Below are 24,856 nucleotides of genomic sequence, written 5' to 3' on the forward strand. Positions count from 1 at the left end.
GGGCACGCTCTCGCTAACCTCGCCTGACTGAGCATGGGCTCGGTAGCCCATTGCTCACTTTGCTTCGCAAAGCAACTTCCTTCAGAAGTTGGTCTTGTACAGGACAACTTTTCTGATGAAAAGTTTGTCCTTTCGTAGGGGATACTAAGCGAAAAACAGCATTTTATTTGTTTTTCGCAAGTACCCACGGGCTCAGATTACCCCTCAACGGACCTCCATAGCACTAAAAACGTCATTTTTATTTTTTTATCCCATTTCTCATTACATTTTCCTAAGGAGCAATCCCATTTTTTTAAATCACGATAAAAGCAGTTTGGATAGTTAAAGGAGCAAGATGGCAAAGAATTACAATGCAGACAGTATTACGGTTTTGGAGGGCTTAGAGGCTGTACGTAGAAGACCGGGAATGTATATCGGTTCTATAGGGAGTCGGGGCTTAAATCATTTAATTTACGAAATTCTAGACAATTCCGTGGATGAACACCTTGCCGGATATGGAACGGAAATCTATGTCACACTGGGAAAAGACGGCTCCTGTACGGTTCGCGATATGGGAAGAGGAATTCCGGTAGACCGCCATAAAAAAGGAATTTCCGCAGAAAGAATTGTCATGACTACCCTGCATGCTGGCGGAAAGTTTGATGATTCCAACTATAAAACCTCCGGAGGTCTGCATGGTGTAGGGTCTTCCGTTGTCAATGCTTTATCGAATTATATGCGTGTTCGGGTTTACCAGGACGGAAAAATCTTTGAGGATGAATACAGTAGGGGCATACCCACGAAAGAGCTTGTGGACGGTCTTCTTCCTGTAGTCGGAAAGACGAGAGAGACGGGAACGGAAACCTGTTTTATTCCGGACGATACGATTTTTGAGAAGACACGCTTCAAAGAAGATTGGCTAAAATCCCGTCTGCATGAGACGGCTTACTTAAATCCGAATCTGCATCTCTATTTTAGGGATGAAAGAGGAGAAGAGCCTGTAGAAATCGAGTATTACGAGCCAAACGGTATTGTTTCCTTTGTGGAAGAGCTGGTAAAGGATTCCGATAAGACGGTGACTCCCGTGATTTATTTTAAAGGGAAGAGTGAGAAGACCGAGCTCGAATGTGCTTTTCAGTTTACGGACAGCTTTGAGGAAAATATTCTGGGCTTTTGTAACGGGATTTACACCGTAGAGGGCGGAACACATATCGTTGGTTTTAAGACGAAGTTCATGCAGCTTGTGAACGGCTATGCCAGACAGCTGGGTGTTTTAAAAGAGAAAGACCAGAACTTTACCGGTGCGGACAGCAGAAACGGTATGGTAGCCGTGCTTTCCGTGAAATACCCGGAGCCTGTTTTTGAAGGACAGACGAAGACGAAGCTTGCTTCTTTAGAGGCGGCGAAAGAGGTTTCCCAGATTGTAGGAGAGGAGCTCGAGCGTTTTTTTGACCGAAATGTGGAAATCGTGAAGGCAATCCTCACTTGCGCAGAGAAGTCGGCCAAAATTAGAAAACAGGAGGAAAGAGCCAAGGTCAACCTTCTTTCCAAGTCAAAGTACAGCTTTGACTCGAACGGAAAACTTGCAAACTGCATTTCCAAAAATGCGGAAGAGTGTGAGATTTTTATCGTGGAGGGAGACAGTGCGGGAGGCTCTGCAAAGACTTCTCGAAACCGTCATACACAGGCTATTCTTCCCCTACGAGGCAAGATCTTAAATGTGGAGAAGGCTTCCATGGATAAGGTTCTTGCCAATGCGGAAATTAAAACCATGATCAATGCCTTCGGCTGCGGTTTTTCTGAAGGGTACGGCAATGACTTTGATATTACAAAGCTTCGATACCATAAAATCATTCTGATGACGGATGCCGATGTGGACGGCAGTCATATTGATACTCTGCTTTTGACCTTTTTCTACCGCTTTATGCCGGAGCTTATTCAGGAAGGGCATATCTATGTTTCCATGCCGCCACTTTACCTTGTGAACCCTTCTAAAAAGACGGAGAAGCCGCAATACCTCTATGATGAAAGAGCCTTAACGGAGTATCAGAAGAAGCACGGTACGGAAGGCTATGATCTAAAGCGTTTTAAGGGACTGGGAGAAATGAATCCGAAGGAGCTTTGGGACACAACCTTAAATCCGGAAAACCGTGTATTAAAGAGAGTAGAGATCGAGGATGCAAAGCTCGCCTCTCAGGTTACGACCATGCTAATGGGAGTAGAAGTTGCACCACGAAGAGAATTTATATTTACGCATGCAAGAGAAGCGGAAATCGATACATAGAATAAGGGATAAAATATGGCAGAACAAATCTTAAGCACGGAATATTCCGAGGAGATGCAGAAGTCTTACTTAGACTATTCCATGAGCGTTATAACGAGCAGAGCCGTTCCGGATATTCGGGACGGCTTAAAGCCGGTGCAAAGAAGAGTACTTTTCGATATGGGGGAACTCCGTGTCTTCCATGATCGTCCGACTTTAAAGTCCGCTAGAATCTGCGGGGATACCATGGGTAAATATCATCCGCACGGGGACAGCTCTATTTATGAGACCTTAGTGGTAATGGCGCAGGACTTTAAGCGTATGCAGGCGCTTATCGAAGGACAGGGAAATTTCGGTTCCATAGAGGGAGATTCCGCTGCGGCGCCGCGATATACCGAGGCAAGGCTCGAAGCCTTTACCGAAAAAGCCATGCTGGAAGACTTGAGCCTTTCCGTGCCTTTTCAGCCAAACTATGACGGGAAGCTGATGGAGCCGGAGATACTTCCGGCAAAGATTCCATATTTTCTTTTAAACGGCTCGGAGGGGATTGCGGTAGGCATGACCACCTCTACCCCTTCTCACAATTTGACGGAGCTCATTAACCTCATTCTTGCCTATATGAAGAATAGTGCAATGAGCTTGGAAGATATGCTTCGCATCATGCCGGGACCGGACTTTCCTACGGGAGGAATGGTTGCCAATAAAGATGATTTAGCGGAGATTTACGCTACGGGACAGGGAAAGCTTCGCTTGCGCGGAAAGCTCGTTTTCGAGAAAAAGCAGGGGAAAAACGATAGAGATAAGCTAGTCATTACAGAAATTCCCTATACTATGGTAGGTGCCGGAATCAGTAAGTTTATGCAGGATGTCGCAGGTCTTTGCGATGACAAAAAGATTACGGATATTACCGATATATCGAACCAGTCCGGAGAACAGGGGATTCGTATCGTTCTTGAACTAAAGAGCAATGCGGACATAGAGAAGATTGAAAATATTCTCTACAAGAAAACCAAACTCGAGGACAGCTTCCCGGTCAATATGCTGGCTATTGCAAAGGGCAGGCCGGAAACCCTTTCCTTAAAGCGTGTCTTGGAAGAGTATCTCTCCTTCCAAGAGGAGCGTATTCATTCCAAGTTCGGAAAGCTTCTGGAAAAGGAAGAGAAGAAAAAGGAAATAGAAGAAGGACTGATTAAGGCGGTGGATGTGATTGATGCCATTATTGCCCTTCTTCGCGGTGCAAAGAGCCAAAAGGAAGCGAAGATCGCCCTGATGCAGGGGGACAGTTCGGTTCTGCAATTAAAGGATAGGGATCTCATTTTCCTAAAGGACATTGAGAGCTTTTCCTTTACCGAGGTGCAGGCGCAGGCCATTCTCGATATGCGGCTTTCCAAGCTCATCGGTCTTGAGATTTTGTCTCTGCAAAAGTCTTATAGAGAGACCTTAAAGAATATTAAGAATTATAAGGCAATTGTGTCTTCCAAGGAAGTATTGTATAAGCACCTTGAAGAAGAACTCCTTGCTATCCGGGAAGAGTTTGGAAGAAAGAGAAGGACGGAGATTCGGAACGCGGAAGAAGCCGTATATGATGAAAATGCCATTGAAGAAATGGATCTTTTCTTCGTGCAGGATCGTTTCGGCTATGGAAAGCTTTTGGAGCCGCAGGTTTACCAGAGAAATAAGGAAAGCATAGAGGCGGACTATCCCTTTGTTCTTTCCTGCAAGAATACGGATAGACTACTCTTCTTCACAAGTGAGGGAAATCTCCACCAGGTGAAGGTCTTAGACTATCCCTTGGCGAAATTTAAGGATAAGGGTATCCCCTTGGATAATCTCAGTAAATTCTCCTCGGATAAGGAAGTTGTGCTTTCCATCTTTGCGAAGATGGAGCTTTTGCAGGAGACCTTACTTTTCGTGAGCAGAAACGGCTATGGTAAGCGGGTAGAGGGAGTAGAATTCGATACCCAAAACCGCTTAGTGCAGGCAACAAAGCTCGTGGACGACAGCTTGGTAGCTGTTCTTCCTGTAAAGGCGGAGGAACAACTGGTTTTGGAGTCGGAGGATTCCTTCTTTCTGCGATTCCCTGTAGAAGAGCTTCCTGTACAGAAAAAGACCGCAAGAGGCGTTTGTGCCATGAGCCTGAAGAAGGGAGACGGCGTAAAGTCGGTATACCTTCTTTCCGAACAGACGGAGCTTAAGCTCTCCGGAAAAAATCTGTCTTTGTCTAGGCTAAAGCTCGCAAAGCGCGGAGGAAAAGGAGCAAAACACAGCTAAAAGGATTTTCTCTTTAGAGGGAGCATGGTACAATGAGAAAGATTGTATAAATTGAAAACAATTTGTATACAATAAATATGTCTTGTGTTACGAAGGAATTTGACGGCGCATGACAAGCAATAAGACAATGAGAAGTATAGAAAGAGGGATAAAATGGAAAAATTGAAAGTAGGAATATTAGGAGCAACCGGAATGGTGGGGCAGAGATTTGCTACACTTTTGGAGAACCATCCTTGGTTTGAGTTAACTTGCCTTGCGGCTTCTCCCCGCTCCAAGGGAAAGACCTATGAGGAGGCGGTAGGAGATAAGTGGAAGTTGGATATCCCTATGCCCGAGTCTGTCAAGAAGATGGTTGTAAAGGATGTTTCCGATATTGAGTCAGTTAAGGAAGGTCTCGATTTCGTATTCTCCGCAGTGGATATGAAGAAGGAGGAGATATTGGCCATCGAGGAAGCCTATGCGAAGGCCGAACTTCCGGTGGTTTCCAACAACTCTGCACACCGCTGGACGGAAGATGTTCCCATGGTTGTACCGGAGATTAACCCTGAGCATTACGAAATCATAGAAAGACAGCGGAAGCGCTTGGGTACTAAGAAGGGCTTTATTGCCGTTAAGCCGAACTGTTCCATTCAGTCTTATACTCCTGCATTCGCCGCATGGAAGGAATTTGAGCCGTATCAGGCTGTGATTTCAACCTATCAGGCGATTTCCGGAGCGGGAAAGAACTTTGAGACCTGGCCGGAGATGGTGGGAAATATCATTCCCTATATCGGCGGAGAGGAAGAAAAGTCCGAGAAGGAGCCCTTGCGTGTTCTTGGAACCCTTACAGAGAAGGGCATTGCTTTGAAAGAGGACCTTGTTATCAGTGCGCAGTGTATTCGAGTTCCCGTTTTAAACGGTCATACGGCTACCGTTTCCGTTTCCTTTAGAAAGAAGCCGACGAGGGAAGAGTTGATTTCCGCACTCAGAAACTATAAGGGACTTCCGCAGGAGAGAAACTTGCCCTCCGCACCGAAGCAGTTTATTCAGTATTTAGAGGAGGATAATCGTCCTTCCGTTTTGGAAGATGTAAATTTTGAAAAGGGCATGGGCATATCCATTGGTCGATTAAGAGAGGATCATCTTTTCGACTATAAGTTTGTCGGTCTTAGCCATAATACTTTAAGAGGTGCTGCAGGAGGCGGTGTGCTTTCTGCGGAGATGCTGGTGGAGCTCGGTTATATTAAAAAGTAAAGACAGGAGGATGCAAGGAAAGAAAAAGACAAGGCAAAGTGGATTTTCTTTTCTTTCATCCTTTTTTTATACTGTGATTTCAGGAAATGTTCAAAAAATTCAGGAAAGACAGAAGGAGGAGCGCATGAAGGTTCAAAAATTAGGACATTTTGTGGATGGGAGAGAGGTTCATCTTTTTACGATGGAAAACAAAAACGGAGTAAAGGCAAGTTTTACTGACCTTGGCGGAGTTTGGCTTTCCCTCCTTTTCCCGAATCGTAGCGGAAAGGAACTGGATCTCCTGCTTTCTGTGGAAAACTGGGAAGATATCATGGAAAATCCCGGACACATGGGAGAAGTGGTTGGACGAAACAGCAATCGTATCGCCGGAGGAAAGTTCAGCCTGAATAATAAGCCTTATCAGCTTTTCTTAAATGATGCGCAGTACAGCAACTGCCATTCCGGACCTGACTATTATGGAAGACGACTTTTTACAGTAAAGGACGAAGGGGACAATACTCTGACGCTTTCCTTGTTCTCAAAGGACATGGATCAGGGATTTCCGGGAGACTTGGATTTTTCCGTGCGTTACACTTTGACGGATGATAATGAAGTGAAGATTCGTTACAAGGGGCTTTCCAACAAGGATACGGTGATGAATTTTACAAACCATGCCTATTTTAACCTGATGGGACATGATTTCGGTTCTCTTTCTGAGCATGAAATTCGCCTTCATGCGGACAGCTACACTCCTTCCGATTCTCACTTAATTCCTACGGGAGAGATTCGTAACGTGGAAGGCACTGTCTTTGACTTTAGGACGGAGAAAGCGATGCTGGATCAGAAGCGTCTAAAGGAAGATTTAAAGGAAGTAGGGGGGTATGACCATAATTTCTGTATAAGAGACTACGACGGAACACTCCGCTGCGCAGCGGAGGTTTTCTGTAAGAAATCCGGCATTGCCATGGAGGTGAAGACGGACTGCCCGGGAATTCAGTTTTATACCGGAAACTTTATGTCTGCAGAAGGCCTTGGAAAGGGCGGATGCGACTATGGAAAGCATAGCGGTTTTTGCTTGGAAACGCAGTTCTACCCCGATGCGGTAAATAATCCGAATTTCCCTTCTCCGATTGTGAAGGCGGGAGTCGTGTATAAGTCGGAAACGGTCTACCGTTTCTTTAGAAGATTGATTTAAAATGAAAAAATTATTTATTGCGGAGAAGCCTTCTGTTGCCAAGCAGTTTGCGGAAGCTCTTGGAGTGGGAACAGGAGGGGGGAACCGCGGCTATTTGGAAAATCAGGATTATATCTTTACCTGGTGTGTAGGGCATCTCATCAGTATGAGTTATCCGGAAAAATACGATGAGGAACTGAAGAAGTGGAAGATGGAATCCCTTCCCTTTATTCCGAAAGAGTATCGCTATGAAGTGATCCCCTCCGTGAGAGAGCAATTTTCCGTGGTTTCCACCCTTTTACAGAGGAAGGACTTGGAAACCATCTATATCTGTACTGACTCGGGAAGAGAAGGAGAGTATATTTATCGCCTTGTTGCTTCCCAATGTCCGGAGATTCGTGCGGAAGAAAAACGAGTATGGATTGACTCCCAAACCAAGGAAGAAATTCTTCGAGGTATTCGAGAGGCGAAGACAAAGACGGCCTATGACAAGCTGGGAACGGCTGCTTATCTTAGAGCAAAGGAAGACTATCTTATGGGAATTAATTTTTCCCGTGTTTTGACCCTTCGCTACGGAAGAGAGCTTGCGAGAGCCCTTGGAAAGGAAAAATCTACCGTTATTGCAGTGGGAAGAGTGATGAGCTGCGTTTTAGCCATGATTGTACAGCGGGAAATGGAGATTCGCGCCTTTCAAAAGACGAGCTTTTGGAAGGTTCTCGGAGATTTCAGTTTGGACGGGAAAAATACAGCTCTTTCCTGTGAATTTCGAGGAAAGGAAGAGAGTAAACACTATAGAGAGTCCGACTTATATAAGAATATGGGCTTTTTACAGGAAGAAAAAGCGAAGACATTTCAGGAAATCTTTCAACCTTATCCAAGGGAAGGCATCATTACGAGCTTAGAAAAAAAGAAAGAAGTCAAAAATCCTCCGCTTCTTTTTAACCTTGCGGAACTGCAAAACGAATGTGCCAAGATTTTAAAAATCAGTCCCGATGATACCTTAAAGCTTGTGCAGGAGCTTTATGAAAAGAAGCTGTGCACCTATCCGAGAACGGATGCCAGGGTGCTTTCTACAGCGGTTTCCAAGGAAATTGAGAAAAATATCCGCGGTCTTTCTGCCTTTCCGCAGTACTTTCCCTTTACAAAGGAGATTCTGGAGCGAAAAAGCTACAGCGGTATCGCTAAGACGAAGTACTGCGACGACAAAAAAATCACCGATCACTATGCCATTATTCCTACGGGGCAAGGAAGAACCCAGTACAATAGTCTGGGAACGCTTCAAAAAAAGGTCTTTGATTTTATTGTCCGTCGCTTTCTCTCTATTTTCTATCCTTCCGCAGAATATAAAAAATACAATCTTTCTATTACTGTTTTAGAGGAAGAGTTTTTCGCGAGTGAGAAGCAACTTGAAAAGCCAGGTTATCTTCAGCTCTATGAAAAAAGCATAGAGAAGGAAGAAAAGGAAGGGAATTCGGAGAATGAGGAGGATGAAGAGAACCGAGTAAGCGGCCTCTCCGGCCTTTCCGGCTTAAAAAAAGGTTCCAAAGTTTATCTTATGAATACCGCCTTAAAGGAGGGAGAAACCTCTCCTCCGAAACGCTATACTTCAGGAACGATGATTCTGGCCATGGAAAATGCGGGAAAACTGATAGAGGATGAGTCTCTTAGAGAACAGATTAAGGGATCCGGGATTGGAACTTCCGCAACACGTGCCGGGATTCTTACCAAGCTGGAAAAGAATGAATATATCCGTTTGGATAAGAAGAATCAGCAGCTTTCTCCGAGCCTTTTAGGAGAGAAAATTGTGCAGATTCTTTGGAACTCTATTCCCTCGCTTTTAAATCCAACCCTTACCGCTTCTTGGGAAAAAGGTCTTTCTTATGTGGAAGAAGGGACGATAGAAGAGAAGGAGTATATGAAGAAGCTGGAAGATTTTGTACGGAAAAACACGGAAAAGGTGAAATCATCTTAAATGAGTAGAAAGGACACCATGAAAAAAGAAGCTTGTACAACAAAGAAGCTCTTTCCTGAGCTGAAAGCACCTTATGACAACTTGTTACAGGATACACTTTATCCTTGGGAAGCTCTTCCAAAGATTAAAGCTTGGATTAAAGCTATACAAGAAAGTCTGTCAGATGACTATAATGAGGTAAAGCCGGGAGTATTTATCCATAAAACGGTAAAAATTTTCCCCAATATCTATCTGGGGGAAAATATCATCATTATGGAAGATTGTGAGCTAAGACCGGGAGCTTTTTTACGAGAAAATGTTTTTGCGGGAGCCGGTTCCGTACTTGGAAACAGTTGTGAATTTAAAAATGCGGTACTCTTTCCCCATGTGCAGACTCCACACTATAACTATGTTGGAGATTCTATTCTGGGGGAATACTCCCACCTTGGGGCAGGAGCCTTAACTTCCAATGTAAAGTCGGATAAGACTCTTCTCAAAATCCATTTCGAAGATGGAGAAATCGAGACAGGACTTAAGAAGTTCGGGGCTATTCTTTCCGACCATGTGGAGGTAGGCTGTCAAAGTGTATTAAATCCGGGAACAATTATATTTTCCCATACGAATATCTATCCATTGTCCGCTGTTAGGGGTATAATACCCGGTGATTCAATCTATAAGGATAAGAGCACGATTGTGAAGAAGAGAGGAAAGGAATAGGACTATGAACGAATTTGGAGAGAATGTATTTATTTTAGACCACCCCTTGATCACCCATAAAATCTCAATTTTAAGAGATAAGACGACAGGGACCAATGAATTTCGCCAGCTTGTAGAAGAAATCGCTATGCTGATGGGTTTTGTGGCACTGTCGGATCTTCCCATGACCAAGGTTCCGGTGGAGACTCCTATTGAAACGGCAGATACCTATGTGATTGCCGGAAGAAAGCTCGCTATTGTTCCTATTCTCCGTGCAGGCCTTGGTATGGTGTCCGGACTGACAGCCTTGGTGCCTTCTGCAAAAATCGGACATATCGGTCTTTACAGAGATGAAACGACGCATAAGCCTGTAGAATACTTTTGCAAGCTTCCCAGCCCGATTGAAGAAAGAATTATTGTGGTTTGTGATCCGATGCTTGCAACAGGCGGTTCCGGTGTGGATGCCATTAACCTAATAAAGAAGCATGGCGGCAAGAAGATAAAGTTTGTATGTATCATTGCTGCTCCGGAAGGGGTAAAGAAGCTTCATGAAGAGCATCCGGATGTACAGATTTATGTCGGAAACTTAGACAGAGAATTGAATGCTAATGCTTATATCTGTCCCGGACTTGGAGATGCAGGGGACAGAATTTTCGGAACAAAATAAATATGACAGACGGAGTTTTATGATAAGTTTTCCTGATGGGAGTTTCGCTTATTAAGGAGCTCCTATCAAAAAAAAAGAGGAAAGAATCTTCTTTCCTCTTTAAAAATGCCGCTGGCCGGACTTGAACCGGCACGGTTTCCCGCTTGATTTTGAGTCAAGTGCGTCTGCCATTCCGCCACAGCGGCAAGCGCTATAAAGAGTAGCATATTTATTTTTTTTTTGCAAGCATTGTTTTGAAGAAGAGATTTGTAAGTTCAGATAAGAATTACCCATTATTTTTATTATAGGAGCAGAGAGTGAACTGTTTAGAAGCAAGAAAATATATTTATGACTTCGTGCAAAAAAACTGGGAAGAGGAAATGGTGGAGGACTTTCTGAAACATCTTCATAGCTGCCCGGAATGTCAAGAGGAACTGCGTATTACGCACATGGTTTATCATGGATTACGCAGTCTTGATGACAAAGAGGAGCTGCGTATAGATGGCTCTTATGCGGAGCTGCAGGAAGAAGCAGGGCGCTTTTTGTTTCATTGTCACTTTTTTTCCGCTTTTCGTATTGTATCTGAAACACTCGTTTTTTGGGCTGTCACTTTCAGTCTGATTTGTTTTATTGCGAAGTATGGCGTTTACTTAACTTAAGATATCCGAATCAAAGGGTCGTACTTTAGAGATAGAGTAGGAGGTTTTTTTGAACAAGAATAAATTGTTATTAATTGACGGCCACAGCATTTTATCCAGAGCTTTTTACGGTGTTCCCATTTTGAGTAATAAAGAGGGGGTTCCCACAAACGGTGTTTTTGGATTTTTAAATATTTTATTTAAAGAAATTGAACTGGAAGAGGCAGATCACGTTGCGATTGCCTTTGATATGCCTGTGCCGACCTTTAGACATAAGATGTTCTCCGACTATAAAGGAACGAGAAAATCTATGCCGGAGGAATTAAAGCAGCAGGTACCGATTCTGCAGGAGCTCCTTACTGCCATGAATGTTCCGATTTTAACGCTGGAAGGCTATGAAGCAGACGATATCCTGGGAACGGTTGCCAAAAGAATGCAGGGAGAAGGAAAGGAAGTCACCATTGTTTCCGGTGACAGAGACCTTTTACAACTTTCCGATGAGCATATCAAGATTTCCCTTCCGAAGACGGCGAAGGGGGAGACCAATATTTACAACTACTACCCGAAGGATGTGGAAGCGGAGTGGGGCGTTAGCCCAAAGGAGTTTATTGATTTAAAGGCTCTTATGGGGGACAGTTCCGACAATATCCCCGGGGTTCCCGGTATGGGAGAAAAAACGGCAACGTGGATTATTGCCAAGTATCACAGTATTGAAAATGCTCTTTCTCATGCGGATGATCCGGAATTCAAAGTGCCCAGAAAGCCGAAGGCGGCAGAGGATTTGAAAACCCATTTTGAGCTTGCAAAGTTATCCAAGGAACTTGCAACCATCTGTATTGATGCCCCGATAACTTTTCGCTTCGAGGATGCCAAGTTGGAAAACTATGCGAATGCGAAGAGCCTCTCGCTTGTGAAAAAATGGGAGTTTCGCTCTCTGATTCCCCGTTTTTCTTCGGAATATACAGAGGAAAGTCTTGCTTTTCAGTTAAAGCCATGGAAGGAGGTTACGGATCCTTATCTTTTTCAGATTGTTGTAAAGGATGCCGTGAAGCAGGGAGAGATAGGCCTTATTTTAGCAGAGGAAGAAGAGAAGCTTCTTTATCTTGCGCTTTCCGATGAGCGTCTTTACCGAGTTCCTCTTGGCATTGCGGAAGAAAAGCTTCCGGAGCTTTTTAAAGCTTGCAAGATTTATACTTTGGAAAGTAAGAAAGAGATGCACCTCCATGAGATATTCACGGAAGGAGAGGTTTATGATTTAGCGATTGCCGCCTATCTTTTGAATCCTCTGAAAGAATCTTATTTTTATGACGATCTGGCAAGGGATTATCTTTCCCTTATTTTACCCGGAAAAAAAGAACTGAAAGACAGTCGGGAAGAGGGAATTTATCAGGCGCTCATCGCGTTAAAAGCTAGAGATGCCATTTTCTCTAAATTAAAGGAAGAGGGGCAGTGGGATCTCTATGAGAAGATTGAACTACCGCTTGCAAGAACGCTTTATTCTATGGAAAAGACCGGTATTTTGGTGGATAAGGAAGAGCTTCTATCTTATGGAAAGGTTTTAAAGGAAAAGCTTGACGAGCTGCAGAAGGATATATATGCCATGGCGGGAGAAGCGTTTAACATCAACTCCCCTCAGCAGCTCGGTGTGATTTTGTTTGAAAAAATGGGAATAGCGGGAGGAAAGAAGACGAAGACGGGCTATTCCACTGCTGTGGACGTACTGGAAAAACTTTCGGAGGACTATCCGATAGTGGCGAAGGTGATGGAATACCGTACTTATGCGAAGCTGAATTCCACCTATGCGGAGGGCTTACTGAACTATATCGGGGAAGACTCCCGTATACACGGTGTATTCCAACAGACGGTTACGGCAACAGGAAGACTTTCCTCAACGGATCCGAACTTACAGAATATTCCGATCCGAACCGAAATGGGAAGACATTTCCGCTCCGTATTTATTCCCAAGGAGGGCTGCGTATTTTTGGATGCGGATTACTCCCAGATTGAACTTCGTATCTTGGCTGCGCTTTCCAAGGACGAAAAACTGATTGAAGCTTATCGTATGGATAGAGATATTCATAAAGTTACCGCTTCCCAGGTTTTCCATGTACCGCTCGATGAAGTAACGGATGAATTAAGAAGAAACGCAAAGGCGGTTAACTTCGGCATTGTCTACGGTATTTCCGCTTTTGGGCTTTCTGAGGGCCTAAGTATAGGGCGAGCCGATGCGAAGGAATATATAGAACGCTATTTTACGACTTATCCGAAGGTAAAAGAGTATTTGGATTCGGAAATTGCTTTTGCGAGAGAAAACGGATATGTGAAGACGGTCTTCGGAAGACGCCGTCCTATCCCCGAGATTCATGCTTCCAACTTTATGCGAAGAAGCTTTAGTGAACGTGTAGCTATGAATTCTCCGATTCAGGGTACGGCTGCGGATATGATGAAGGTAGCCATGAATGCAGTTTATGAAAAACTTAAAAGGAACGAGCTTAGGAGCAGAATTGTCTTGCAGGTTCACGATGAGCTTCTTTTGGAGGTGCCGAAGGAAGAGCTTGAAGAGGTAAGAGAAATTCTGGTTTCCTCCATGGAAAATGCCTTGACTCTTCCGGTTCCCTTCCTTGTGGAAGCGAAGACCGGGAATAACTGGGAGGAAGCGCACTAATGGAAATAAATAAGAAGGACCTTCTTCCCTTAAGTTTTTTACAAAAATCTCCCTATACGGGGTCCTTTCAGGGGATACGCTATCGTATTGAAAAACAGGAAGAAGGTGAGGAAAAATCCCTCCTAGTCTATACCTGGCCGGAGCCCTATGCCTTTTCTCATACGCCGGAGGAAGAGAAGGAAAAGAAAAGTTTTCCTTTTTCCGAAAAAGGCTTGGAGGAGATTCGCCTGTATCTGAGCAGTTTAGGAAATGAGTAGGAATGCTTTTTGTTTTGCTGTACTAAAAGATTAGTCGGACTGAAAAAGCTTGCGCCGAAACAGCCGGCGGAAAGGTGAAAAGCACATTGCAAAAGAAGGATTTAGCAGAAAAGAATAGTTCAGTAGAACTTCCTTATTTGGCTGAAAAGACTGTTTTTACGGAGAAGAACAGGAAATCGGAAAAGAATATTTTGGCCGTTATAGGTGGAATGGGAAGCGGGAAAAGTACAGTGCTTTCCATTTTAGAGCAGGAAGGGCAGTATGAAAGACTGGAAATGGACAGGATGGCGAAGGAGTTCTATAAGGATAAAGCATTCGTAAAGGAACTTTCGTCTGTACTGCCGAAAGAGGTTTTTACCAAAGATGGGGAGTTAAACTTTCCTCTTTTTCGTGCCCTTCTTCTAAAGGAAGAATCCTATAGAAGGGCAGTGGAGGAAAGAGTACACCCGCTTGTCTTTCAACTTACAGAGGAAGCCATTGTAAAGGCAAGAAAAGAGGAGAAAAAACTTGCAATAGAGACGGCTCTTCCGAATATGCATTTTCTTTCTCTTTGCGATGCCGTTCTTTTTGTGGATTGCCCATGGGAAACGCGCCTTTTTCGACTGATGGAAAGTCGGGGCTATGATAGAGAGGTTGCGGAAAGAATGATGGGGTCACAGGATATTGAAAGATATAAGGAAAGAGCGGATTTTGTGCTTTTTAATGACGGGAATATAGAAAGGACGGAGAATGCGATTCGCCAGTTTATCCAGCGGTTCTGATGGAAACTGCAGCTATATCGGGACGGAAGAGGCACATATTTTAATCGATTGCGGGGTGGGAATTCGAACTATAGAGGCAGGGCTCAAGTCTCTTTCCCTATCTTTAAAAGACATTGATGCTATTTTCTTAACACATGAACACATTGACCATATAAAAGCTCTCGGAAGTATTCTCAGAAAAGAGGAAATTCCGGTTTACGGAAGTCTCGGAACCTTACAGGGCACCTTACTTTGTAAGAGTTTAAAGAATCTTCCGAAGGAACTTTTAAATCCGATTTTGACTGACCGAAAATTCAGTGTAAAAGATCTCGATTTATTGCCATTCAGTATTCATCATGATACAGGGGAACCCCTTGCTTATCGCGCCGAGTCGGGAGAGAAACATTGTGCCATTGCTACAGACCTTGGAACTTATGACGAGTACACAATCAAACATTTGCAAGATACGGATGTCCTCCTTTTGGAGGCTAACCATGACATAGAAATGCTGGAAAAGGGACCCTATCCCTTGGAACTGAAGCGTAGGATTCTTTCGGACTTCGGACACCTTTCCAACGAAAGCAGTGCAGCACTTCTGGAAAAGGTAGTCGGGAGTACACTAAGACAGGTCTTTTTGGGACATTTAAGTAAGGAAAATAATACTCCGGAGCTCGCTTTACAAACAATTCGGGAGAAGCTTTCGGAAAAGGACTTACCGATTACCGTAGCAAAGCACGGAGAGATTTCTGCAATTGTAGAATGGTAGATAAAGTAAGAATAGTGCACGATAGCAAGGAAAGAGATTTTTGAAAAATGATAAACGGAAAAAAATAGTTGGAGTTGTTACCGAATTTAATCCTTTTCATGACGGACACGCCTTTTTTTTACAAGAAATCAGAAAAAAATATGCTGCGGACTATATTGTTGCCGTGATGTCCGGAGACTTTGTGCAAAGAGGAGAACCGGCCTTTTTTTCCAAGTTTGAAAGAGGAAGGGAAGCCATTAAAAAGGGGGTGGATTTGCTTGTACAACTTCCGGTTATTTTTTCTCTTTCCGGAAGTCGAGACTTTGCTTATGGCAGTATAAAACTTCTTCATGAACTCGGGTTTGTAGATCAAATTGTTTTCGGGTCGGAGAGTGGAAATCTGCAAAGACTTAAGGAAATCACTTCTTTTCTGCAAAAAGAAGAAGAAAATCCGGATTTTCAGAAGACGTTCCGCTCTTATTTGGCGGAAGGCTTTTCCTACCCCGCTGCAAGAGATAAAGCAATACAAAGTTATTTTCCGGATTCCATTCTTCCTAACGATAATTTAGGAATTTCCTATTTAAGGGCTATAGACACTATTCATACGAAGATGGAGATAGGCATAATATTCAGAGATAAGAATTTTTCTTCCGCACACAGCTTACGGGAAAAATACAGAGAAGAGAATCAGCTTTTGTATGCAGATATTGAAAGAGTAAAGGACTATCTTTTCTTTCGAATCATGGAATTGGAAAGAGATGAGATTTCACTAAGTACTTTTCAGGATGTTCATCCGGAGCTTGCAGAACGAATTGTTGATTTTATGAAAGATATTGAAAAAAAACAGCTTGATTTAAGAGAAATAATAAAAGATTTAAAAGGGAAAAACCATACCTATTCCCGTATAAGCAGAGCCCTTATGCATATTCTTTTGAATATAAGAAAAGAAGATATACAAGAACTGAAGGAAAAGCCGTATCCGTATTTTCGAATTCTCGGATGCAGCAGTAAAGGAGAGGCCTTACTTTCCAGCTTACCAAAGAACAGTATTATGCGCCTCGGACAGTATCTGAAGGAAAATCAGGAGTTGATGCAGAACAGAAGTCTAAAAATCGACTTATTTGCGGGAAGGATTTTTCAAAGTATTTATCCGAAAAGTAAGGATGAATTCCGTGAGTTTTTTATCAAAATATGATATTATTAGGCGGAAAAAGTGTAGTGCTATAGACTTTAAAAAAAGGAAATGGATTTTTTACAGTAGAGAGGAAGTTTTTCATGAAACTGGTTTATGCGATTATCAGAAATGAAAATGAGGATGATGTAACGGCAGCTTTAATGCAAGATCATTTTGTTGTGACAAGACTTTCTACCACAGGAGGTTTTTTAAGAAAGGGAAATACGACTTTGATGATTGCTCTGGAAGATTCCGATGTGGAAAGGTGTATCGAATTGATTAAAGCACAGTGTGGAAGAAGACAGCAGATTACGGTAAATATGCCTTATCTTTCCGGAAGCTCCCTTATGAATTATTCTTCCATGCCAACGAATGTGGAGATAGGCGGAGCGACAATTATGGTTGTGCCGTTGGAACGTTTTGAAAAATACTAAGTTTTGATTTATTTGAAAAGGAAGTACGGGTTAAAAAATAGAAAAAAAGCAAAATTGTCTTTAATTAGATTCTTTTATAGGATTATGCTGCTTTCTCTTTTTTCCTCGGACTTCCTTTGTTATAATAGCAAGCGATTTATAGTATATCATAGGTTCCGTTTTTCAGAAAAAGAGAGATGGAAGTTGCATTTTAGAAAGAAGGAGTATTATGTCATTTATCGAGGATGTAAAGGCAAAAGCCAAGTCAAAGATGAAAACGATAGTTTTGCCGGAGGCGGAAGACAAAAGAACCCTTGAAGCGGCAGAGCAGATTAAGAAAGAAGGATTCGCAAAGCTTGTGCTTCTTGGAAACAAGGAAACTGTGGAAAAGGATGCACAAAGCTATGGATTTGATTTGTCCGGAATTGAGATTTTGGATCCGAAGACTTCTCCTTCTTTAGATGACTATGTTGCTACTTTGGTAGAGCTTAGAAAGTCCAAGGGAATGACAGAGGAAGAAGCGAGAAAGCTTCTGACTGGGAGCAATACTTATTTTGGCGTGATGATGGTTAAGAAGGGGGATGCTGACGGTCTGGTATCCGGCGCGTGCCATTCTACGGCAGACACGCTTCGCCCTTCTCTACAGATTTTAAAGACCAAGCCGGGAACAAAGCTGGTATCTGCTTTCTTTGTTATGGTGGTGCCGGATTGTCAGTATGGAGAGAATGGAACGTTTGTTTTCTCTGACTGCGGTTTAAACCAGAACCCGACCGCCGAAGAGCTCGCTGCTATTGCCGAGTCCTCTGCCGAGTCCTTCCGCTTCCTTGTAGGAAAGGAACCAAAGGTGGCTATGCTTTCCTATTCCACACTTGGTTCAGCTAAGCATGATGATGTGACGAAGGTTCAGGAAGCGACCAGAATTGCAAAAGAAAACAATCCGGATTTACTTTTAGAGGGTGAGTTACAGCTTGATGCGGCACTGGTAGAATCTGTTGCTTCTCTTAAGGCTCCGGGGTCCAAAGTGGCAGGCCATGCCAATACTCTGATTTTCCCGAACTTGGATGCAGGAAATATTGGTTACAAGCTTGTTCAGAGACTGGCTAAGGCAGAGGCTTATGGTCCGATGACCCAAGGAATTGCAAGGCCGGTCAACGACCTGTCCAGAGGTTGCAGTGCGGAAGATATTGTCGGCGTGGTTGCCATTACTGCAGTGCAGTGTCAGCTCTATGATTAATCTTTAGTAGGATAGAGATCTTCTTTAATTCGACTTTTGTTTTATGGGTGATATTTTATCTGTAAAAAAGGTTTCATAATACGAGTATCAGAGGAGTGATATTCGAAGTAAATATATCATTTTTGGAGGTTCTATGAAAATCTTAGTAATTAATTGCGGTTCTTCTTCCTTAAAGTATCAGCTGATTGATATGGAAGGAGAAAAGGTACTGGCAAAGGGACTATGTGAGAGAATCGGTATTGCAGGTTCCAAAATGAAGCATCAGGTTCCTGAGCAGGAAGACTATATTGTGGAAACGGATATGCCGGATCATTCTGTAGCTGTTAAGTTGGTTTTTGACGCTCTTACGGGAGAGCACGGCGTAGTAAAGTCTGTGGATGAGATTACAGCTATCGGTCATCGCGTACTCCATGGCGGAAACAAGTTTACCGAGAGTATTGTGGTAAACGAAGAGGTAAAGAAAGTTATTCGTGAGTGTTTTGATCTTGGTCCTCTACACAATCCTGCAAATCTGATGGGCATTGAGGCTTGTGAGAAGGTTGTTCCCGGTAAGAAGAATGTAGCCGTATTCGATACCACCTTTGGAATGACACTTCCGGAGAAGGCATACTTCTATGCGATTCCGAAGGAGTACTATGATAAGTATGCTATTCGCCGCTACGGTTTCCATGGAACAAGCCATGCTTATGTATCTCAAGAAACCATTCGTTTCGGAGGTTTGGATCCGGAGAAGGCCAAGGTTATCGTTTGCCACTTAGGAAATGGAGCTTCTATTTCCGCATCTATCGGTGGAAAGGCTGTGGATACCTCCATGGGACTTACCCCGCTTGAGGGTCTGATCATGGGAACCCGTTCCGGTGATGTAGATGGTGCCGTTATCCAGTTTATTGCAAACCACGAGAACAAGACTGTGGATGAGGTTTTAAACATTTTAAATAAGAAATCCGGTGTTCTTGGAATGACAGGTATTTCTTCCGACTTTAGAGATATTGAAATTGCTGCGGAGAATGGTGATCACATGGCTGAAGTTGCTCTTGATGCATTCCGTTATAGAGTGGCGAAGTATATCGGAGCTTATGTTGCGGCAATGAACGGTGTTGATGCTATTGCATTTACTGCCGGTGTAGGAGAGAATGATAAGGTTACCAGAAGACTGGTAACGGAGCAGTATCTTTCTTATCTTGGAGCAAAGATTGACCCGGAAAGAAATGATGTAAGAGGAAAGCAGAGATTAATTTCCACTGATGATTCCAAAGTTAAGATTTTCCTTATTCCTACAAATGAAGAGTTGGCAATTGCAAGAGATACAAAGCGCTTAACGGAGTAAAGTAGATTCTTTTATAAATTAGAAATTTATGCTTGCTTTTTACCGCAAGATAGTGTATTTTATCATGAGTGTGTTTTTCGACGGGACTGTCTTTATTACTTTACCCGTTAAAGGCGTGAGGAAGGGCTCACGTTATGATTAAAAAGCATGAGCAAATCTACCGATGTTAAGTCGGTTAAGACGGGAGGTGTAAATATGTCTATTTGTCCAAAAAATAAATCATCCAAGGCCCGCAGAGACAGCAGAAGAGCAAATTGGAAGATGGGTGCTACTAACCTTGTAAAGTGCTCCAAGTGTGGTGCGTTGGTTATGCCTCATAGAGTTTGTAAAGCTTGCGGATCTTACAATAAGCGTGAGATTATCAAAGTAGAGGACTAAAAAAACAAAAAGAGTTTCCTTATGGAAACTCTTTTATTTTTTAAAAATAGAACGGAAGTCGTCTAATCAATGTATTCAATTTAAAAACAGAAATTATTCCTAAAATTACTAGACTTGTGCACAATCTAATGATAATATACCAACGAACAAAGATTCAAACACTTAAGTTTATAAGAAAAGGAGATTTATCATGAAAAAATATGTTTGTACAGTTTGCGGTTATATCTATGATCCGGAAGTAGGTGAAGAGGGTGCAGGAGTTGCAGCCGGAACAGCTTGGGAAGATGTTCCTGAAGACTTCCTTTGCCCGCTTTGCGGAGTAGGTAAGGATCAGTTTGAAGTTTCTGAGGATTAATTTCAAAATCGAAAATTCCGAGATGTAAGGTTAGAAAAAAGCGGTAGAGGAGAAATAGCGATGTATTCATGCAGAAAAATCACAGATGACTTAGTATATGTAGGAGTAGATGACAGAAGACTGCCTCTCTTTGAAAATATTTTTCCTCTGGATAGAGGCGTTACATACAATTCCTATCTGCTTTTAGATGATAAAACAGTTTTAATGGACTGCTGTGATCAGACAGTTGCCCATCAATTTCTGGAAAATGTTAATTTTGCATTGGGAGGAAGAACGCTGGATTATCTGCTCATTCATCATATGGAGCCGGATCATTGCGGTTCGATAGAAGAGATTTTTAGAAGATATCCTAAAATGAGTATCATTGCCAATATGAAGACTTTTCAGATGCTGGATCAGTTCTTCTCTTTGGCGCTTCCGGAAGAACAAAAGCTGGTAGTGAAAGACGGTGAGGAGTTTTCTTTTGGAAAGCACAGCTTTAAGTTCCTTTTTGCTCCGATGGTGCACTGGCCTGAGGTTATGTTCTCCTATGATACAACGAATTCCATCCTGTTTTCAGCGGATGCATTTGGAGTCTTCGGTTGTAACAATGGAAATATTTTTGCGGATGAGCAGAATTACAAGGAGAAAGATTTCTTGGATGATGCAAGACGCTATTATGCCAATATTGTAGGAAAATACGGTCAGCAAACACAGGCGGCATTGAAAAAAACTTCAGCTTACCCTATAAAGATGATTTGTCCTCTTCACGGCCCAATTTGGAGAGAAGATATTTCGTTTATCATTGATAAATATGATTTATGGTCCCGTTATGTTCCGGAAGAACAGGCCGTACTTATCCTGTACAATTCTGTTTACGGTCATACGGAGTCCATTATTAACTATTTTGCTATGGAACTGGGGAGCAGAGGGATTCGGAATATTCGAATTTATGATGTTTCGAAAACGGAAGTTTCTTATCTTATCGCAGAAGTTTTTCGTGCCAGCCATATTGTTCTCGGGGCAACAACTTATAACAACGGGCTTTTCCCGAAAATGGAGAGCCTGTTGACGGATATGAAGAATTTAAATGTTCAAAATCGTAAGCTCGCTATTATTGAGAATGGAACTTGGGCACCGCAGAGCGCCAAACTTTTAAAGGGAATTTTGGACGGTATGAAGGATATATCCTATATTGGTGAATCTCTTACCGTTAAGTCTTCTACGGTTAACAGGGAAGCTTTAGAAAACTTGGCTGATGCAGTAGCGGATGATTTGTTAAAGTAAGAAAGACAATTTTATTTTGATATAATATCTTTATAAGATTTAAAAAATGTAAGTCATGAGGTATTTCGGAATTTTCCGTTTACCTTGTGGCTTTTTTTGTCCAATCCCAAATTTTCTTGTAATAGACCTGCAAAGTGGTATAATTGAACCAAATTTTTATAGAAAATAGGAGGATTATGAGAATAAAATCTTTTCTCTTGATTTTATTTCTGATTTCCATTTCTCTTCAGGCTTGTAAAAGTAAAGAGCCTCTCCAGTATAAAGTCAACAAGACTCCCGAGTTGCAACAATATGAATCTGAATTGGCTGAAAAAGCGGAGTTCCAGGAGTCTTTGGCTAAAGAGAGCATAGAGGCAAGAGAAAAAGCCGAGGAAGAAGAGAAAGCAAAGGAAGCGTTGATTTGGAAGAAAAAGGAAGTCGGAAAGAAAAGACAGAAAGTTAAAGGAATATATCTGACTGACAATACTGCAGGTTCTGAGCGGGTATATGAAATTCTTCAGTCTATGAAAAACACGGAGTTGAATGCCGTGGTAATTGATGTAAAGAATGATGACGGAAGAATCAGCTTCAGATTGGACAATCCGAAACTTCGTGAAATCGGTTCGGACACGGAAATCATACCGGATATATCCGGACTCCTGAATGCTTTTCATAATGAGGGAATTTATGTTATTGCCCGCATTGTTTGTTTCAGAGACCCCTACATCGGAACGAAACATCCCGAGTGGATGAATCAGAAAGCGGATGGTAGTCTTTTTGTCGATAATAGCGGTATGAACTGGGTCAATCCATACCAGAAGGATTACTGGGAATATATTGCTCTAATCGGTGAATCTTGTGCAGACCTGGGATTTGATGAAGTACAGCTGGATTATGTGCGTTTTTGTACGGAAAAAGGAATGCAGGAGGTGGTTTATCCGGAGGAGGCACAGTCGGACAAAACAAAGATTATAACCGAATTTGTACAATTTATTTCTGATCGGATGGCGAGCAAACAGGTTTTCTTTTCAACTGATGTATTCGGCACCATTATCGGCTCTTATGTGGACAGTATGTCAGTAGGACAGGATTATTCACTTATGGCCGGTTGTGTAGATTATATGTGCCCTATGATTTATCCTTCTCATTACGGAAATGGAAATTTTGGGATAGAATATCCGGATACGGAACCCTATAAGACCATTGAAGGAGCGCTTCGTGCTTCTAAGAAAGATTTGTCTTTGGAAATGCGGGACGGAGAATATCAGGCTGTTGTTCGTCCCTGGTTACAGGGATTTACGGCTTCCTATCTTCAACATTACATTTCTTATGGAAAAGAGCAAATCAGAGCTCAGATTCAAGCGGTTTACGATAGTGGATATGATGAGTGGCTGATTTGGAATGCGGCGAATAACTATGATTTTTCCGCCTTTCTGACAAAAGAAGAAGCAGAGCGGATTGAAACACAGAGATAATGAAAAGAATGGCAAAAGAAGAGATTAAAGAAGTTCCTGTTCAAGAAGAGGAAAAAGATTTTAAGATACAGGATGAACTAAGTAAACTCCCGAAGCTTCCGGGGGTTTATTTAATGCACGGGCCTATGGATGAAATTATATATGTCGGTAAGGCGAAAATACTTCGGAACAGAGTAAAGCAATATTTTCAAAAGTCATATAAAAAATCCATTAAAATCCAGCAAATGGTATCTCAAATTCAACGTTTTGAGTATATCGTGGTCGATTCGGAATTGGAGGCCTTGGTTCTGGAATCCAATCTGATAAAGGAATTTAAACCGCGGTACAATACTGTTTTAAAGGACGATAAAAGCTACCCGTATATTCGTTTTAGTGTGGAGGAGGAATATCCGCGCTTATTTATAACGCGATCGAAGAAGAATAAAAGATCCAAATACTACGGACCCTATACTTCCGTAGAGCAGGTACGGGAAGTAATAGAACTTCTTCGCAAGACGATTCGGATTCGAAACTGTAGTAAGGTATTCTCGGAAGAAAAGCCGCTGTCCCGTCCTTGCCTTTATTATGATATGGGACAATGTGATGCTCCTTGTATTTTGAAACAGAGTAGAGAAGAGTATAGGGCATTGATTCCCAAAGTATCCGATTTTTTGGCCGGAAAAACGGAAAAAACAATTAAGGAAATGGAAGCAAAGATGCAGGAAGCCTCGGATAAGCTGGATTTTGAAAAGGCTATGGAATACCGTGACTTGATTAGCGCCATTCACACAGTGGAAAATCGACAAAAGATTACTGCGTTAGACGGGGAAGATCGGGATATTTTAGGGCTTAGAAGAGATCATAGTGACTGCATTATACAGATTTTCTTTGTTCGTGATGGAAAAATCATCGGAAGAGATCATAGTTTTTTAAAGATTGACGATGAAGATAGTGATGAGGAAATATTATCTCTTTTTCTTAGGCAGTTTTATAACGGCACTCCCTTTATTCCGAAAGAAATACATTTGCCTTGCAGTCTTCCGGATCAGGATATAATAGAGGAATGGTTAAGTCAGATAAAAGGGAAAAAAGTACGTATTGTGAATCCCAAGCAGGGAGATAAGGAAAAGTTGGTGGAGTTGGCCGGTAAAAATGCCGGGATACTGATGCTTCGCTATGTAGAGAAATACAGAAAGGAAAAAAAGAAACAGGAACTTGCTCTTGTGGAGCTTAGAGATGCAATAGGAATGCGCGAAATTCCTGTAAGAATTGAATCCTATGATATTTCCAATACATCCGGTGCTTTAACTGTGGGATCCATGGTTGTATACCAGGATGGAAAAGAGAAACCGAACGATTATCGAAAGTTCAGGATCCAGTCCGTGATAGGACAAGACGACTACGCTTCCATGAAAGAAATGCTTTATCGACGTTTCTCTCATGGCTTAAAGGAAAAGAAGGACAATTTGCAAAAGGGGAAAAAGGATGAGCTTGGCTCATTTTCTCAGTTTCCGGATCTCATCTTGATGGATGGAGGAAAGGGACAGGTCGGGATATGTCTTTCCGTTCTGGAGGAATTGAAGATTTCCATTCCTGTTTGTGGTATGGTGAAAGATGAGCATCATAGGACAAGAGCCCTTTTGGTTGATTTTCATGAGGTACCCGTTTCCAAGCACAGTGCATGTTTCAAGCTTTTGACCAAGATTCAGGATGAGGTGCATCGGTTTGCAATCACATACCATCGTTCGCTGAGAGGGAAAGAACAGATTCATTCTCTTTTGGATGATATCAAGGGAGTTGGGCCGCAAAGAAAGAAAGCTTTGCTCAGAAAATTCCATGATTTATCGGGAATCAGTCGTGCAAGTTATGAGGAAATTCGCTCAATTCCGGAAATGGATGAAAAATCCACAGAGGCTGTTTTGCACTTTTTTCAGAACAGGAAAGAAGAATTGTTCGAAAAAATGAATGAAGACATAGAATAATAGCCATTATAGGCGATTTCATTATTTTGATTAATTCATAAATAATAGCTATATTCA

21 protein-coding genes and 1 tRNA gene are annotated in these 24,856 nt (G+C 42.3%); 21 read left to right on the forward strand and 1 reads right to left on the reverse strand.

What is annotated here, in order from left to right:
• Nucleotides 1-334: 334 nt before the first annotated feature.
• The 7 genes from HMPREF9625_RS08165 (at nucleotide 335) to upp (ending at nucleotide 10,213) form a co-directional block, all read left to right on the forward strand.
• Nucleotides 335-2,263, forward strand: a complete 1,929-nt coding sequence (locus tag HMPREF9625_RS08165) for a DNA gyrase/topoisomerase IV subunit B (RefSeq protein WP_009534219.1) — start codon at nucleotides 335-337, stop codon at nucleotides 2,261-2,263.
• Between the two features lie 15 nt (nucleotides 2,264-2,278).
• Nucleotides 2,279-4,513 carry a DNA gyrase subunit A gene (locus HMPREF9625_RS08170; protein ID WP_009534220.1) on the forward strand — a complete coding sequence of 745 codons (2,235 nt, stop codon included), beginning with the start codon at nucleotides 2,279-2,281 and terminating at the stop codon, nucleotides 4,511-4,513.
• Nucleotides 4,514-4,666: 153 nt separating this feature from the next.
• Nucleotides 4,667-5,746: an aspartate-semialdehyde dehydrogenase gene (asd, locus tag HMPREF9625_RS08175; protein ID WP_009534221.1), complete on the forward strand. Its 1,080-nt coding sequence runs from the start codon at nucleotides 4,667-4,669 to the stop codon at nucleotides 5,744-5,746.
• Between the two features lie 124 nt (nucleotides 5,747-5,870).
• Nucleotides 5,871-6,920, forward strand: coding sequence for an aldose epimerase family protein (locus HMPREF9625_RS08180; protein ID WP_009534222.1), 1,050 nt, complete (start codon nucleotides 5,871-5,873; stop codon nucleotides 6,918-6,920).
• Between the two features lies 1 nt (nucleotide 6,921).
• Complete coding sequence (locus HMPREF9625_RS08185; protein WP_009534223.1) at nucleotides 6,922-8,871, forward strand: DNA topoisomerase; 1,950 nt, start codon at nucleotides 6,922-6,924, stop codon at nucleotides 8,869-8,871.
• 18 nt (nucleotides 8,872-8,889) lie between these two features.
• Nucleotides 8,890-9,567, forward strand: coding sequence for an LbetaH domain-containing protein (locus HMPREF9625_RS08190; protein ID WP_009534224.1), 678 nt, complete (start codon nucleotides 8,890-8,892; stop codon nucleotides 9,565-9,567).
• A 4-nt stretch (nucleotides 9,568-9,571) separates the two neighbouring features.
• On the forward strand, nucleotides 9,572-10,213 hold the full coding sequence (gene upp / locus HMPREF9625_RS08195) for a uracil phosphoribosyltransferase (protein ID WP_009534225.1): 642 nt from the start codon (nucleotides 9,572-9,574) through the stop codon (nucleotides 10,211-10,213).
• Between the two features lie 106 nt (nucleotides 10,214-10,319).
• Here the strand turns inward: upp and HMPREF9625_RS08200 are convergent.
• Nucleotides 10,320-10,398 (reverse strand) — tRNA-Leu (locus tag HMPREF9625_RS08200).
• Nucleotides 10,399-10,509: 111 nt separating this feature from the next.
• Between HMPREF9625_RS08200 and HMPREF9625_RS08205 the strand changes: the two genes are divergently transcribed.
• From HMPREF9625_RS08205 to uvrC, 14 genes are all read left to right on the forward strand, one after another.
• Nucleotides 10,510-10,851, forward strand: coding sequence for an anti-sigma factor (locus HMPREF9625_RS08205; RefSeq protein WP_009534226.1), 342 nt, complete (start codon nucleotides 10,510-10,512; stop codon nucleotides 10,849-10,851).
• A gap of 49 nt (nucleotides 10,852-10,900) precedes the next feature.
• Nucleotides 10,901-13,495: a DNA polymerase I gene (gene polA, locus HMPREF9625_RS08210; protein ID WP_009534227.1), complete on the forward strand. Its 2,595-nt coding sequence runs from the start codon at nucleotides 10,901-10,903 to the stop codon at nucleotides 13,493-13,495.
• Nucleotides 13,495-13,752: a hypothetical protein gene (locus tag HMPREF9625_RS08215; RefSeq protein WP_009534228.1), complete on the forward strand. Its 258-nt coding sequence runs from the start codon at nucleotides 13,495-13,497 to the stop codon at nucleotides 13,750-13,752. Before polA ends, HMPREF9625_RS08215 begins: the two co-directional genes overlap by 1 nt.
• A gap of 74 nt (nucleotides 13,753-13,826) precedes the next feature.
• Entirely contained in the window at nucleotides 13,827-14,513 is a 687-nt protein-coding gene (coaE, locus tag HMPREF9625_RS08220; RefSeq protein ID WP_009534229.1) for a dephospho-CoA kinase, read from the forward strand.
• A complete protein-coding gene (locus HMPREF9625_RS08225; RefSeq protein WP_009534230.1) occupies nucleotides 14,482-15,258 on the forward strand; it encodes an MBL fold metallo-hydrolase in 777 nt (258 codons plus the stop codon). The genes coaE and HMPREF9625_RS08225 overlap by 32 nt, the downstream gene beginning before the upstream one ends.
• Before the next feature lie 40 nt (nucleotides 15,259-15,298).
• Nucleotides 15,299-16,432 carry a nucleotidyltransferase family protein gene (locus HMPREF9625_RS08230; RefSeq protein WP_009534231.1) on the forward strand — a complete coding sequence of 378 codons (1,134 nt, stop codon included), beginning with the start codon at nucleotides 15,299-15,301 and terminating at the stop codon, nucleotides 16,430-16,432.
• A gap of 80 nt (nucleotides 16,433-16,512) precedes the next feature.
• Nucleotides 16,513-16,845, forward strand: coding sequence for a cyclic-di-AMP receptor (locus HMPREF9625_RS08235; RefSeq protein ID WP_009534232.1), 333 nt, complete (start codon nucleotides 16,513-16,515; stop codon nucleotides 16,843-16,845).
• 208 nt (nucleotides 16,846-17,053) lie between these two features.
• Nucleotides 17,054-18,058 (forward strand): phosphate acetyltransferase, encoded by a 1,005-nt coding sequence (pta, locus tag HMPREF9625_RS08240; RefSeq protein ID WP_009534233.1) that lies wholly within the window; start codon nucleotides 17,054-17,056, stop codon nucleotides 18,056-18,058.
• Nucleotides 18,059-18,191: 133 nt separating this feature from the next.
• Nucleotides 18,192-19,385: an acetate kinase gene (locus tag HMPREF9625_RS08245; RefSeq protein ID WP_009534234.1), complete on the forward strand. Its 1,194-nt coding sequence runs from the start codon at nucleotides 18,192-18,194 to the stop codon at nucleotides 19,383-19,385.
• Nucleotides 19,386-19,580: 195 nt separating this feature from the next.
• Nucleotides 19,581-19,763 carry a 50S ribosomal protein L32 gene (gene rpmF / locus HMPREF9625_RS08250; RefSeq protein ID WP_009534235.1) on the forward strand — a complete coding sequence of 61 codons (183 nt, stop codon included), beginning with the start codon at nucleotides 19,581-19,583 and terminating at the stop codon, nucleotides 19,761-19,763.
• Nucleotides 19,764-19,953: 190 nt separating this feature from the next.
• On the forward strand, nucleotides 19,954-20,118 hold the full coding sequence (rd, locus tag HMPREF9625_RS08255; RefSeq protein ID WP_009534236.1) for a rubredoxin: 165 nt from the start codon (nucleotides 19,954-19,956) through the stop codon (nucleotides 20,116-20,118).
• 60 nt (nucleotides 20,119-20,178) lie between these two features.
• The gene (locus HMPREF9625_RS08260) at nucleotides 20,179-21,384 is read left to right on the forward strand and encodes an FprA family A-type flavoprotein (RefSeq protein WP_009534237.1); all 1,206 of its coding nucleotides are present in this window, start codon (nucleotides 20,179-20,181) and stop codon (nucleotides 21,382-21,384) included.
• Nucleotides 21,385-21,560: 176 nt separating this feature from the next.
• On the forward strand, nucleotides 21,561-22,838 hold the full coding sequence (locus HMPREF9625_RS08265) for a putative glycoside hydrolase (protein ID WP_009534238.1): 1,278 nt from the start codon (nucleotides 21,561-21,563) through the stop codon (nucleotides 22,836-22,838).
• On the forward strand, nucleotides 22,838-24,799 hold the full coding sequence (gene uvrC, locus HMPREF9625_RS08270; protein ID WP_009534239.1) for an excinuclease ABC subunit UvrC: 1,962 nt from the start codon (nucleotides 22,838-22,840) through the stop codon (nucleotides 24,797-24,799). The genes HMPREF9625_RS08265 and uvrC overlap by 1 nt, the downstream gene beginning before the upstream one ends.
• The last annotated feature ends 57 nt before the right edge of the window (nucleotides 24,800-24,856 follow it).

Source organism: Oribacterium parvum ACB1, from assembly GCF_000238055.2.
GTDB lineage: Bacteria > Bacillota > Clostridia > Lachnospirales > Lachnospiraceae > Oribacterium > Oribacterium parvum.